The sequence below is a fragment of the Natrialba sp. INN-245 genome, assembly GCF_009807105.1.
Taxonomy (GTDB): Archaea; Halobacteriota; Halobacteria; order Halobacteriales; family Natrialbaceae; genus Natrarchaeobius; species Natrarchaeobius swarupiae.
Map to the genome: position 1 here is coordinate 386538 of NZ_WUBV01000017.1, position 13391 is coordinate 399928.

Below are 13391 nucleotides of genomic sequence, written 5' to 3' on the forward strand. Positions count from 1 at the left end.
GAGTGACACGACCGATTTCGTCGCGTTGTACCGATCGTCGTATCGTTTTTGTACGTCCCCTGGGACAGGAGACACGATGTCGACCCAGATTACCATCCTCGCACTCTTGACCGGGCTGATGACCGGTGCCCTGTTTCGGTTTCTGAATATCCCGATCCCCGCACCACCGGAGCTCCCCGGCGTGATGGGTATCATCGGGATCTACGTGGGATACAAGATCATCGACCACTTCGGAGTCGGTGTCGATTTCCTCGAGTTACTCGGTGCCTGACCGCCTCCGAGACACCCTATAACCGCTGTACACGCTGATCGCGTCGTATTCCGGCGATGGGACCGGTTCCTCGGGCGGAACCTCCGGAGACCGATCGGGAACGGCCGCGAAAACGAGTCGACGGAGCGTCGTCAGTAGCTCCGAACTTTCGGCTCGTAGGTCTTCTCCTCGCCCTCGAGGATGACTGGGCGGTAGAAGATATTCGGTTCGCCGCCGTCCCAGGAGATGAGCGTGTGCTTGAGCCAGTTCTCGTCGTCGCGAACCTGGTTCTCCTGACGCCAGTGAGCGCCACGGAACTCGTTGCGCACGAGCGCACCGAGTGCGATCGTCTCGGCGACGTCGATCAGGTTGCGCGTCTCGTAGGTCTGCTGGAGATCGGTGTTGAACGTCCGCGAGGGGTCATCGACGTAGACGTCCTGGTACTGCTCTCGGCAGTCGCGAATGATCCGGAGTGCCTTCTTGATGCCCTCTTCGGTCCGGAAGACGTTGACGTAGTCAGTCATTGCGTTCTGGAGCCTCGAGCGGATCTCGGCGTGCTGGATGCCGCTGTCTTTCTCCATCAGCCGCTCGACGCGCTCGCGTTCGCGTTCGACGGCGCGCTCGAGCGAGTCAACGCTGGCCGTGACGCCACCGTCTGCGGCGACGTCGCCGCTCGTCTCGAGACCGGTTGCGCCGGGCTGGACGGGGAGGTCGGCGTCGGTCTCGTCCTCGACATCGTCGCCGTATCCCGTCTCGATCTCGGGTTCACCGAGGGTCTCGCCGGCCGCGTGACGACCCGCGCGTTTTCCGAAGACGATGAGCTCAGGAAGGGCATTGCCACCCAGTCGGTTCCCACCGTGGACCGAGACGCAAGCGCACTCGCCGGCTGCGTAGAGGCCGTTGATGCAGGTCTGTCCGTTCTCGTCGACGTCGATGCCGCCCATCGCGTAGTGTTGACCGGGTTTGACCGGCATCGGCTCGACGAGACCGTCGACGCCCTCGAAGTCCTCTGCGAGGTGAAGGATGTTCTCTAAGCGGTCGAGGATGCGTTCCTCGCCCAGGTGGCGCATGTCGAGGTGGACGTACTCGTCGTCGACGCCGCGTCCTTCGTTCACTTCCGTGAGTTCGGCCCGCGCAACGACGTCACGAGAGGCGAGTTCGCCGTCGTTGTTCGCGTAGCCGTACTCGAACATGAACCGCTCGCCGTCGTTGTTGTAGAGGATGCCACCCTCGCCGCGGACACCCTCGGAGATGAGGACACCCGTCGACGGCAGCGAAGTCGGGTGGAACTGGATGAACTCCATGTCCTCGAGTGGTGCGCCGGCGCGATAGGCCATCGCGTGACCGTCGCCCGTACAGGAGACGGCGTTGGTGGTGTGATCGAACGCTTGACCGGGGCCGCCGGTCGCGAGAACGACACCGTTGTTTGCCTTGAACCCTTCAATGTTTCCGGACTGGACGTCGTAGGCGACGACTCCGTGGCACTCGCGGTCGTTCGGGTCGGCCTCGTCGCTCGTCGCCAGGTTCATCACGTACCACTCGTCGTAGACCTGGATGCCGCGTTTGACGACCTGTTCGTACATCACGTGAAGGAGGTGGTGGCCGGTCTCGGCACCGGCGTACGTCGTCCGCGGGAACGAGAGACCGCCGAACGGCCGCTGGGAGACTCGCCCGTCGTCCTCGCGGGAGAACGGCATTCCCCAGTGTTCCAGCTGGATCGTCTCGTCGGGGGCGTCCTGTGCGAGGGTTTCGACCGCCGGAGCGTCACCCAGGTAGTCTGACCCCTTCATCGTGTCGTAGGCGTGAAGTTCCCAGTCGTCGCCCTCCCGAAGCGCGGCGTTGATCCCGCCTTCGGCCGCGCCAGTGTGACTGCGAACTGGATGGAGTTTCGAAACGATGGCCGTATCGGCCCCCGCCTCGTTCGCTGCGATTGCCGCCCGGAGGCCGGCGCCGCCAGCGCCGACCACGATGACGTCGTGTTCGTACATATTACCAGAATTTTAGGTTCTTCTTGACTGCTTCGCGCTTGAGCTCCTGGATGTGCTCGGTGAGCGGAATGTCCTTCGGACACACTTCGGTACAGGAGAACTGGGTCTGACACCGCCAGACGCCGTGTTCCTGCTCTAAGATCCGGAGCCGGTGTTCTTTGATCTCCTCGTCTTCGCGTTCGTCCATCGCAAAGCGGTAGGCCTTGTTGATCGCCGCCGGTCCGAGATACTGGTTGTCTCCCGCCGCGACGTTACAACTAGACATACACGCACCACACCAGATACACCGCGTCGACATCTTGACCTTCTCGCGGTTCTCCCGGCTCTGGCGCTGTTCCTCGAGTTCTCCCTCGGGAAGATCTTCTTGCTGGAAGTACGGCTCGACGGCGTGCATCTGGTCGTAGAAGTGATCCATGTCGACGACCAGATCCTTGACGACCTCCTGGTGGGGAAGCGGTTCGATCCGAACCGGCTGCTCGAGTTCCGAAATCTGGGTCTTGCAGCCGAGTTGCTGTCTGCCGTTGACGAAGAAGGCATCGGAGCCACAGACGGCCTGGCGACAGGAGTGTCGGAACGTCAGCGAGGAGTCGAACTCGTCGCGGGCGTACATCACCGCGTCGAGGACGGTCATCCCCTTCGTGAAGGGGACGTGGAAGTCGTCGAATCGCGGTTCCTGTTTCGCCTCGACTTCGGGGTCGTAGCGGAAGACCTTGATGTGGACAGTCTCCCCCTCGGCTTCGGCCTCCGCTTCCGATCGCTCGTCGACCATTCCCTCCTGTTTTTCGTCGAGTCGCCGCTGCTGTGGCGACTCCGACCCTTTCATCTCGGGGTCTTCCGGTGCTTCCTGCGTCTCCGGTTCTTGGGTTTCCGGCTCCTGTTGTTGCGTGCTCATGTTAGATCATCCCCGCCATCGCGAGTGCAACCCAGATTCCCTGGACGATCAGTGCCACACTTGCAATCGTCAGGACCGCGAGCACTACCTTCTTGGGGGTGCCGCTGAGACCCTGATTGACGAGTGCGTTGTAAACGCCGTTGACGCCGTGGAACGTTCCGGCGATGAGAAACAGCACCATCGTCAGGAAGTAGCCGACGTTCTCCATCCGGGCTCGCGTACCCATGAACGTAACCTCGGCCGCGTGGTTGACGAAGTGAAGCTGAAAGAAGTGGAAAGCGAGAACGACGACGAGAAACGCTGCCGTGATGCGCTGGAGCAGCCAAGCGGTTCCGCCCGGCGCGAACGAGGAGTATCGTTCAGCCATTTAAAAGCCCACCCCTTTCAGGAAGGTCGGAACGCTCGCAACGGTGATGATCCCCGTCAGGATCAACGAGGCGTAGAAGCTCTTGTCCTGGGCCTCGAGTCCGATTCCGAGGTCGATCATCAACAGACGGAGCCCGTTCAGGATGTGGAAGACTGCCACCGCGAGCAGGCCGACCTCGAGGAGCCGAACGATGAACAGGCCCTCGAGCCCGCCAAGCGTCGCCGTGTAGATGTCGACCTCGGTGAGGCCGGTCCCCTCGACGTTCGGCAGATCCTCCGCGAACACTTCGACCGTCTCGCCCTGTGCTGCCCCGATTGCCGTACTCAACACGGCGATGTGAGTGAACAGATAGCCGATCAACATCCACCCGGTGAACTTGTGGAAGATCCACGCCCACATGCCGGCCGAGAACTCTTTCCAGCGGCCGTAGTCCTCGATAAGGCCGCGATTGTAAGACTGACTCATGCGCTCGTGTGGACGGTTAGACCGTGGAGGTATAGAAGTTACTTTTGTCACTCCTGGTAGAGAGTAGCGAGAATATTCATTCGGAAAGGAATGAATCGGTATCACTAACAAAACACCAATTTGTCTGATCGCCACAGCCGTGTGGCTCTATAGTGACAACTGATACGGATTGCTGTAACTATTTACCGGGACAACCGCAAGGTGAGGCGCGGTTGCCCCGGTAAGGACTTACAGCAGTCAGTATGAATCCATTTACATACCGATCTCCGACTCCCTGGCGATCGGATGTGCAATGACGTTCAGTGGCTACTACCAACGATCGAATACTCGTGGTGTCATTAGCTACCACGGTCACAGTTCGGATTGGGACCGCTCCATCGTTCGTTCGCGCTCGAGTGCCGTCAGCGTATCCGAGGAGAGACCGACGAGGTGACACAATGGGTTTCCGGGGTAGACCACGGGATTCTCGAGGACACCGACGATGAGCCCGGTAAACGGAGCGTCGACGGTGACGATGTCGTCTTCTTCTTTGAACGGGTTGGTGATCGTACAGATCACCTCATCCTCCTCGACGAGCGCGCCACGCCCGCGCTTCATATCGACGATCCCGCCCGCGTCAGCGCGAAGCCAGGTTTTCTCGTCTTCGTCGCGAATGATCGTCCGCCAGCCGGGCCAGTGGACCGACGACTCCGGATGACAGCCGAACTCCGCGAGCACGCTGGCGACGCCGGTCAGCGCACGGTCGATCAACGGGCGCTGGAAGCGGTGTGCCTCACCCATCTCTACGGTGATCGTCGGAACGCCCGCCTCTGTTGCCTCCCGTCGAAGGGTTCCGGACGGACCCTCACCACCGATGATGACGTTCGAACTGAACGCCTTAGCGAGACGACCGACTGTCGGATCGTCGACTGACGCGCGGACGTGGAGCATGTTCGTTCGTCCGCGCGTCGACGTGTGGAAGTCGATCCCGAGGTCACAGGGCTCGATGAAGTTCGTGAAGATCCGATTGGCCATTCGTCGAGCGCTCGTCGATCCCTCGCGTCCGGGAAACGATCGATTCAGATCCCGGTCGTAGATCGGGAGGTACCGTTCCTGGGCCAGAAAGCCGGGAACGTTCATCACGGGCAGACAGACGAGCGTCCCGTGGAGTTCGGAGTGATCCCAGTCGTGGGCGACTTCGCGGACGACTTCGATCCCGTTGAGTTCGTCGCCGTGTGCCGCCGCCGACAGAAAGACCGTCGGTCCCGGCTTCGAGCCGTTGATGACTGTCACAGGGATCTTGACGGGATCGCCGAGATACGTTTCACTGATGCTGTACCGGATGTTTGCCGACTCGCCTGGGTCGACCCGTCCACCGTTGTACGTAAACGCCTCGTCGTCGACGTCTGTACGTTCGTCGGGCGGTTCGTCGCTCGAGTCGTCGTTCATACACCACTCTCGGAGAGCAACGACGAGAACCTTGTCGTTACGGATCGCCTCGACCGACGACTGCTGGCGCGGGTTGGTGATGGGGTCTACTGCACCGACGCCCTGGTGCAACCGCGATCCGTCTTTCGTTCTCTGCCTCTCACTCCCCATGGCGAAGGTGACTCCGTGACGACGCTGATCCGTAACTGGACAATCAAACCGTGGGCATACGTTTTGTACTTTGCCATGTTACAGCTACGCATGGACATCCGTGAGGCCACCGAGTCGGACGTCGATGCAATCCGCTCGATCGCCAGTCAGTCGCTCCGATCGACCTACACCGACTTTCTCGACGAGGATACCGTCGACGATGCGATCGAGCAGTGGTACGGCGAATCGTTCGCCGAGGAACTGGTCGACGATCACTCACTCGTTCTGGTCGTCGAACGCGACGGAGAGATCGTCGCGTTCTCCCAGAGCGATCTGATCGGCCAGCAACATCGCACGGGTCGGATCCTCTGGTTGCACGTCGACCCCGACCAGCGGGGAAGCGGAACCGGGGTTCGTCTGCTCGTACGCACCCGCGAGAAACTGCTTCAGGAGGGTGCCGAACGGATCCACTGTTTCGTCCTCGAAGACAACGAGGGCGGAAACGAGTTCTACCGCGAGCACGGCTTCGAGCAAGCCGGACAGCGCGAGGTCGACATCGGCGAGGAGACGTTCGTCGAGAACGTCTACGCCGAGAGTGAGATCGACGGCGAAGGCTGGGGCGCGACCGACGAACTCGAGGTCGACGGCCAGCGACTGTACGTCAGCTACGGTGAGGCGGCTCGCGGCTCGAAGTCACCGTTTTACACGGTCTACGAGACAGCCGACCGGGACGAACGCTACGCGTGGCTCTGTGGCCACTGCGATTCGATCGACAACGCGATGGATGCGATGGGCCGGATCGAGTGTAACACCTGTGGCAACCGCCGGAAAGCGACCCGATGGGACGCCTCGTATCTCTAGTTCAGCTTCCCGAGTCGCGTTCCGAGCCAGCCCGTCTGGAACGATATTCACGATCGGACGGGACACAGTCGTACCGTGACCGTCCCAATCAGGGTCGTCGCTCGAGGTACAGCACTCTGTAGGTGATCGTTACCTCCCGAGTCGACACAGGGTCGGTGGACGTCACCGGGTTCGACGGTCGACGCGTTCGGGACGGATTCATACGGATTGCTGTAACTATTTACCGGCGAACCCGCAGACGGGTCGCGGATTCGGCGGTACCGATGACAGTAAATCGTCTCACTGTAATCGTCGACTATCGTTCGCTGTCGAGCCCCACTCGACTGTTGTATCCACATTACAATTGGCCGATTGCGCTTTCTCCCCTACTGGTCGGACCGTCCGAATCCGCCTTAGTTAGGTCACATCCCCACTCCGACCGCCGTCGAGTACACGAGACTGGCACCCACCATGAGTACACGAGAACACATCGTCCGCGGATTCAAAGCGACGCTCGTCGCTCGAGCGGTTTATATGATCTCGAGCGCGCTACTAATGTTCGTTCTCGCACGCTACCTGCTCGACCCGGACGGCTACGGCGCGCTGTACTGGGCGATCGGTATCCTGGCTGTCGTCCAACTGTTTGCCGACGTCGGTCTCGGGAAGTCGGCCGCACGATACATCTCGGAGTATCGCGGGACCGATCCCGGCCAGATCCCACACCTGCTTCGGTCGACGGTCGCGTTCAAACTCGTCGTGCTCGCCGTCGTCGCCTCTGCCCTGTTGGTGTTTCACGAACGGATCGCAGTCCTCCTCGGCGACCCGAGCGCCGCCCCGTTTCTCGCGGCCGGCGTCCTCTACATCACGGTCAACTCCTTTAACGTGTTCAGTCAGATCGCCTTCCAGGGATTCAACCGCCTCGAGTACAGCGCGGCGGTCCAGGCTATCGGCGGCGCAGCCCGTCTCGTCTTCGCGGTTCTGTTCGTACTCGCGGGGCTCGGGGCGCTCGGTGCCCTGTTCGGCTACATCGTCGGCTACGCGATCGCCGCCGTCTTCGGGATGGCCGTCCTCTACTACCGGTTCTATCGTCCCATCGATCCTGCGCCGACGTACGAGGAGGGACTCTCGAGACGCCTCGCCGAGTACAGCGTGCCGCTTACCGCGACCAGAAGCGCCAACGTGGTCGACAAGCAGATCGACACCGTTCTCGTCGGGGTGTTTCTCACGCCCGCGGCCGTCGCCTTCTACACCCTGGGCAAACAGATTACCGACTTCGTTCTCGCGCCGGCCGAATCGCTCGGCTTCACGATCTCGCCGAACTTCGGCGAACAGAAAGCCGCCGGGAAACTCGAGGAGGCCCGTCGGATCTACGAGACGTCGCTGACCCACACGATGTTGGTGTACGTGCCGGCTGCGGCCGGTCTGGCGATCGTCGCCGAACCGTTCATCACGCTCGTCTTCGGAGGGGACTACGCGGGAGCCGTTCCGGTGCTCCAGATCCTCGCGGCGTTCGTCGTCCTCCAGGCGATTACGAACCTGACGAGTGACAGTCTCGACTACCTGGGTCGGGCGCGGGCTCGCGCCGTCGCGAAAGGCGTGACCGCGGCGGCTAATCTCGGGTTGAACCTGCTGTTGATCCCGACGATCGGCGTCGTCGGTGCTGCCCTCGCCACGGTCGCAACGCATTCGGTGTACGTGGCGGTGAATCTCTACATCGTCCACACGGAGCTCTCGCTCCGACTCGCTCGTCTCGGGCGCTCGATGGCGATCATCTGTTCGATCACCGGTGCGATGGCCGTCGCCGTCTTGCTCGTGACGCCGATGGTTTCGACCGTCCTCATGCTGTTCGTCACCATCGGCCTCGGTGGGCTCGTCTGGGCCGTGCTCGTCCTGGCCAGTGGATTCGTCGATCTGCGCGACGTCAGATCGGTCGTCAGCTGATCGAGACGGTGTGTCGCCCGCCACTGGCTCGCTTCCGTCGGATTAACTACGAATACTTATCCGCCAGCTTTGTGTTGGATACGTATGAGCGATGCTGACGCCGTCACGGTCGGGGTATTGAGTTTACACACGAGCAAGGAAACGAAGGCGATTCTCAACGCTGTCGAGTCGTTAGGTCACGACACCGAGTGGCTTCGAACCGAGAACACCGCGATCAGTGTCACCGACGGGAGCGTCGTCCTCGAGCCGACGGTCGACGTGATCGCAAACCGGATGTTGCTCTCGAACACCGAACAGCCGGCCGAAGAGCTCGGGCTCGCAAACACGTTCGCCCAGCTCGTGCCGACACTCAACGAACCGAAGTCCGTCCTCACAGCGATTCACAAGCTCTCGACGGCCACGACGCTCGCGGCCAACGACGTTCGGACCCCCGACGTCACCCTCGCGCTCAACAGTGAAGGGCTAAACGCCGCTCGAGAACGATACGGCGAGGAAGCGGTGTACAAGACCGCGATCGGTACACACGGCGGCGGCACCTGGAAGGTCGGTCGGGACGAGCCGGTCAACGCCAAGGTCGGGAACCGGTACGCGTTCTTACAGGAACTCGTCGACCACGACGACCTCAGACACCGGGACGTCAGAGTCTACGTCGTCGACGGCGAAGTCATCAGCGCGATGTACCGGTACGCGCCGGACAACGACTGGCGGACGAACGTCGCTCTCGGCGGCACCGTCGAGAACGCGACCGACGACCTCCCCGACGATGTTCGAGAGATGGCCCAGCGAGCGGCCGACGCGGTCGGGCTCGACTACGCTGGCGTCGACCTCGTCGAGAGTGAAGAGGGCTGGTTCGTCCTCGAGGTCAACCCAACCGCCGGTTTCAAGGGGCTCTACGAGGCGACCCACATCAGTCCCGCACCGTACATCGCGAAACTCGCGATCGAGCGTGCTGGCGGTGAGGTCGACGACCAACGGGTCGAGGAGCTGTCCGCGGTGCTCGACGACTCACAGCCCACGGCACAGCCGGTACAGACCACGCAGCCGAGCGAGGAACCGGCCGTGATCGGCTACACCGAGGAGGTTATCCTCTCGGGGACGAGCGGGTCGAAGTCGATCATCGCGAAGTCCGACACCGGCGCGACGCGGACGAGCATCGACACGGCGCTGGCGGCCGACATCGGTGCCGGCCCGATCAAGTCGATCACGCGGATCCGATCCGGCAGTTCGAAGACCGCGAAGAGTCGACCCGTCGTCGACGTCGTCGTCGGCGTCGGCGGCAACCAACACACCGTCACCGCGAGCGTCGAGGACCGAAGCCACATGGATTACCCCGTCCTTCTCGGCCGGGACATCCTCGAGAACTACCAGGTCGACGTCAGCCGACGAATCGACGGTAACCCCGCCGACACGCCCGAAGAGGAGGAGTAACGGACCGTATTTCGTTGGAACAGTCCCGCGTTACCGACGGGTGACTGCCCGCCACCGATTATTTTATTGTCCAGTTGTGCTAACACGTAGGCGCATGACGACGGTCCTCGCATCCACGCTCTCCAATAAACCGGTGATGGGATCGGACGGCAAGGAACTCGGAACGGTGCACAACGTCACGATGAACGTCGAGACCGGTGCACTCGAGTACGTCCTCGTGACGCCGAAAGCGGACGACGTTCATCGCTTCGAGACGGACGACGACGGGACGTTGCTCGTTCCCGCGGACAAGGTCCAGAACGTCGACGACTATCTGATGGTCGAGTAGCCGACGACACGTAGAGTGACCGACGACTCGTGGCCGGTCCCGGTGGGACTCGAGTGAGGCGATCACCGTTTTCCCCGGAGTAGCGATGGCGGTCGATCACGACCGCAGTCACGACGGGGTATCCGCCGACGAACCGAATTCGCGTCACCAGGTGCCGACGAGCAGATCACACTCGAGTGATTGCACGGCCGAAACGTGGAGTAGTGCAACGAAACACCGTCGGGTAATCGTCACTCGGAGAGCGATCCCGGCGTCCACGAGCCATCGAAGTCTTCGTGGCGGTACTTCTTCCCGTCGGCGCCCGCGTAGGTGCCGACGCAGTGGCCGTCGCCCTCGAGGTAGTACTGGTAGGTGGTCAGCCCCTCGAGTCCGACCGGGCCGCGGGCGTGGATCTTGCCGGTGCTGATGCCGACCTCGGCGCCGAGGCCGAACCGGTAGCCGTCGCTGAACCGGGTCGAGGCGTTGTGAAAGACCGACGCGGAGTCGAGACTCCGCATGAACGTCCCCGCGCGGTCGGCGTCGTCGGTGACGATCGACTCGGTGTGTTTCGAGCCGTACGCGGTGATGTGCTCGAGTGCAGCCTCGAGAGAGTCGACGACGCGAACGGAGAGGATCAGGTCGCCGTACTCGGTCGACCAGTCCGCGTCGGTGGCGGCTCCGACGTCGACGATCGATCGCGAGGTCTCGTCGCCACGGACCTCGACGTCCGCCTCCTCGTAGCGCTCGACGATCGCGGGGAGGAACGTCTCGGCGACGTCTTCGTGGACCAGCAGGGTCTCGACGGCGTTACAGACGGCCGGATACTGCACCTTCGCGTCGTAGGCGATCTCCTCGGCCATCTCGAGGTCGGCCTCGCTGTCGACGTAGACGTGACAGACCCCTTCAGTGTGACCGAGGACGGGGATACTCGTGTTATCCTGGATGTAGGAGACGAACTCGGAGCTCCCGCGGGGCATAACGAGGTCGATGGCGTCGTCCATCTCGAGGATCGTATCGACGTCCGCCCGAGCTTCGATGAGCTGGGCCCAGCCGTCGGGTGCGTCTGCCGTCGCCTCGCGGATGATCTCGTACAGCACTCGGTTCGACTCGCTTGCCTCGCTGCCGCCTTTCAGGATGACCGCGTTTCCGGACTTCAGACTGAGCGCGGCGATCTGGACGAGCGCGTCGGGCCGGGACTCGAAGATCGTCCCGACGACGCCGATCGGGACGGTCTGTTCGTACAGCTCGAGCCCGTCGTCGAGTTTCCGCGCGGTCCGCGTCCGCCCCAGGGGATCGTCCTGCCCGGCGACGCTCCGGACCATGTCCGTGATGCTCTCGAGTTTCTCCGGCGAGAGCTTCAGCCGGTCGACCAGCGCCTGGCTGTACTCGCCGGCCTCGAGCAGCTTCTCGCCCTCGCGGACGTCGACTTCGTTGGCCTCGAGGATCTCGTCGTGGTTCTCGTCGATCGCGTCGGCGATCGCGTGTAACGCCTCCGAACGCCGGTCGTCGGAGTACTTCGCGAGCTCCAGGGCCGCGGCCTGTGCCTCCTCGACTTTCGTCTCCGTCGATTTCTCAGTCATCGATGACACCGTTCGTTGGAACGAATATGGTCCCGACCGCCTTCCCACCAGCGATTTTTTCGAGGACGTCTTCTTCGGTCGACTTCGCGATGACAGCGGGGATGCCGTGTTCGCTGACCGAGCGCGCGCCGGCCACTTTCGTCTGGATGCCACCGAAGGTTGCGCTCGCACTGTCGTCGACGATCTCTTGAACGTCTGCGTAGTTGCGGCCGACGGCTTCGATACGTTCTGCGTCCGGGTCCTCTTTCGGGTTGCCCGTGTAGACTCCGCCGACGTCGGTGAGCGTGACGAGCAACTCGCTGTCGACGCCGACGGCGACCGACGAGGAGAGCATGTCGTTGTCGCCGATCCGGATCTCCTCGGTCGCGACGGCGTCGTTCTCGTTGATGATCGGGACGATGTCCCACTCGAGGAGCGTCTCGATCGTGTTCTTGAAGTTCGTAAACCGGTCGGGGTTGTCGATGTCGTTCTGGGTCAACAGAATCTGGGCGACCTTCCGATCGTAGCGCTCGAAGCTCTCCGTGTACCGGCGCATGAGGTGAGACTGGCCGACCGTCGACAGCGCCTGGGACTCCTCGATGGTGTCGTCGGTGTAGCCGACCCGTCCCTTTCCAGCGCCGACCGCCCCGGAGGAAACGAGGACGACTTCCTTCTCGTGTTCGAGCAGATCGACGACGTCGTCGACCAGTTTGTCGAGTTTCTCGTCGTCCAAATTCGACTCGTCGTCGGTCAGCGAGTTCGTTCCGGCCTTGACGACGACGCGGTCGGCGTCGGCCGCGAGCTGTCTGGTTTCCTCGACGACGCTCAGTTCGACGGCGTCAGTCATCGTCGAACTCTCGTGCTAACTCCGCGGATCGTTCTTCGGCCGCCGACACCGCTTCGGCGACCGCCTCGTCGGCCGTACTCTCCCAGAGGACTTCCATCCCCTCGATGGTCGTCCCCTTCGGGGAGCAGACCGCATCGATCAACTCCTCGATGTCCCGCTCCGAGCGCAGGACCGTCTCCGCCGCACCCTTGAACGTCTGGGCGGCGAGCACTTCCGCATCGTCGGGCTCGAGCCCGGCGTCGACGCCGGCGTCGCGCATCGCGCCGATCAGATAGAAGACGAACGCCGGGCCGCTCCCGTTGACGGCGGTCGCGATGTCCATCTGGGTCTCCTCGACCTCGACGAACTCGCCGACGTCGTCGAGAAGCGTCCTGACCTCGTCGGGGATCTCCGCTCCCGTCGCCGCGGCCGCCATATTCCCCGTCTCCGCGGCGAGGTTCGGCATGATTCGGACGACCGTCGCGTCGGTGTACTCCGCGAGGGTCGACGTCGGGACGCCGGCGGCGATCGAGACGAGCGTCTGCTCCGGCGAGAGGTCGAGATCGCTCACGACGTCGACGACGAGCCCCGGTTTGACGGCGACGACGACGACGTCGGCGTCGGTGGCGACCGCGGGATCGGTCGTGGTCTCCGCACAGTCGTCCGACACCGCCTCGAGCGCCGCCGGATCGACATCGCACGCGATAACCGTGTGCTCTCCAGTTCTCGAGAGCCCCCGTATCAGGGCGCTCCCCATGTTGCCACACCCAATGACGCTGGCACGTACCATTCTATATACACCACACGGATCGAGGGGGACATAGCAACTTTGATTTCGCCCCGAACCGCGGCCTGCCCGCTCGACCCGATCGACGACGAGGGTTCGCTGATGTGAAAGAAAGTTTTCTTTAAGCCGAAGAGTTCGTTACCGAGTTAGACAATCTTAATAGGGAAACCCAGCAATTGGTAGC

At 62.4% G+C, this 13391-nt stretch carries 13 protein-coding genes; 5 read left to right on the forward strand and 8 right to left on the reverse strand.

What is annotated here, in order from left to right; all coding sequences use genetic code 11:
- Window positions 1-76: 76 nt before the first annotated feature.
- On the forward strand, window positions 77-271 hold the full coding sequence (locus GRS80_RS06755) for a DUF1427 family protein (protein ID WP_160046878.1): 195 nt from the start codon (window positions 77-79) through the stop codon (window positions 269-271).
- A gap of 131 nt (window positions 272-402) precedes the next feature.
- Here GRS80_RS06755 and GRS80_RS06760 read toward each other — a convergent pair whose 3' ends face one another.
- The 5 genes from GRS80_RS06760 to GRS80_RS06780 form a co-directional block, all read right to left on the reverse strand.
- A complete protein-coding gene (locus GRS80_RS06760) occupies window positions 403-2238 on the reverse strand; it encodes an FAD-binding protein (RefSeq protein ID WP_160046879.1) in 1836 nt (611 codons plus the stop codon).
- A 1-nt stretch (window position 2239) separates the two neighbouring features.
- Window positions 2240-3130, reverse strand: coding sequence for a succinate dehydrogenase/fumarate reductase iron-sulfur subunit (locus GRS80_RS06765; RefSeq protein ID WP_160046880.1), 891 nt, complete (start codon window positions 3128-3130; stop codon window positions 2240-2242).
- Window position 3131: 1 nt separating this feature from the next.
- Entirely contained in the window at window positions 3132-3497 is a 366-nt protein-coding gene (locus GRS80_RS06770) for a succinate dehydrogenase (RefSeq protein WP_149080446.1), read from the reverse strand.
- Complete coding sequence (sdhC, locus tag GRS80_RS06775; RefSeq protein ID WP_149080445.1) at window positions 3498-3962, reverse strand: succinate dehydrogenase, cytochrome b556 subunit; 465 nt, start codon at window positions 3960-3962, stop codon at window positions 3498-3500.
- A 351-nt stretch (window positions 3963-4313) separates the two neighbouring features.
- Window positions 4314-5390, reverse strand: a complete 1077-nt coding sequence (locus GRS80_RS06780; RefSeq protein ID WP_160046881.1) for a succinylglutamate desuccinylase/aspartoacylase family protein — start codon at window positions 5388-5390, stop codon at window positions 4314-4316.
- 240 nt (window positions 5391-5630) lie between these two features.
- Between GRS80_RS06780 and GRS80_RS06785 the strand changes: the two genes are divergently transcribed.
- The 4 genes from GRS80_RS06785 (at window position 5631) to GRS80_RS06800 (ending at window position 10056) form a co-directional block, all read left to right on the forward strand.
- A complete protein-coding gene (locus GRS80_RS06785; RefSeq protein ID WP_160046882.1) occupies window positions 5631-6380 on the forward strand; it encodes a GNAT family N-acetyltransferase in 750 nt (249 codons plus the stop codon).
- 450 nt (window positions 6381-6830) lie between these two features.
- Window positions 6831-8300 carry a flippase gene (locus tag GRS80_RS06790; protein ID WP_160046883.1) on the forward strand — a complete coding sequence of 490 codons (1470 nt, stop codon included), beginning with the start codon at window positions 6831-6833 and terminating at the stop codon, window positions 8298-8300.
- Between the two features lie 84 nt (window positions 8301-8384).
- Window positions 8385-9728 (forward strand): RimK family alpha-L-glutamate ligase, encoded by a 1344-nt coding sequence (locus tag GRS80_RS06795; RefSeq protein WP_160046884.1) that lies wholly within the window; start codon window positions 8385-8387, stop codon window positions 9726-9728.
- A gap of 94 nt (window positions 9729-9822) precedes the next feature.
- Window positions 9823-10056, forward strand: coding sequence for a PRC-barrel domain-containing protein (locus GRS80_RS06800; protein WP_160046885.1), 234 nt, complete (start codon window positions 9823-9825; stop codon window positions 10054-10056).
- Between the two features lie 230 nt (window positions 10057-10286).
- On the opposite strand, the gene GRS80_RS06805 is transcribed toward GRS80_RS06800, so the two are convergent.
- The 3 genes from GRS80_RS06805 to proC are packed head-to-tail and all read right to left on the reverse strand — an operon-like array spanning window position 10287 to window position 13210.
- On the reverse strand, window positions 10287-11615 hold the full coding sequence (locus tag GRS80_RS06805; RefSeq protein WP_160046886.1) for a glutamate-5-semialdehyde dehydrogenase: 1329 nt from the start codon (window positions 11613-11615) through the stop codon (window positions 10287-10289).
- A complete protein-coding gene (gene proB, locus GRS80_RS06810) occupies window positions 11608-12441 on the reverse strand; it encodes a glutamate 5-kinase (RefSeq protein WP_160046887.1) in 834 nt (277 codons plus the stop codon). The genes GRS80_RS06805 and proB overlap by 8 nt, the downstream gene beginning before the upstream one ends.
- Window positions 12434-13210: a pyrroline-5-carboxylate reductase gene (gene proC, locus GRS80_RS06815; RefSeq protein WP_160046888.1), complete on the reverse strand. Its 777-nt coding sequence runs from the start codon at window positions 13208-13210 to the stop codon at window positions 12434-12436. The genes proB and proC overlap by 8 nt, the downstream gene beginning before the upstream one ends.
- Window positions 13211-13391 lie beyond the last annotated feature (181 nt).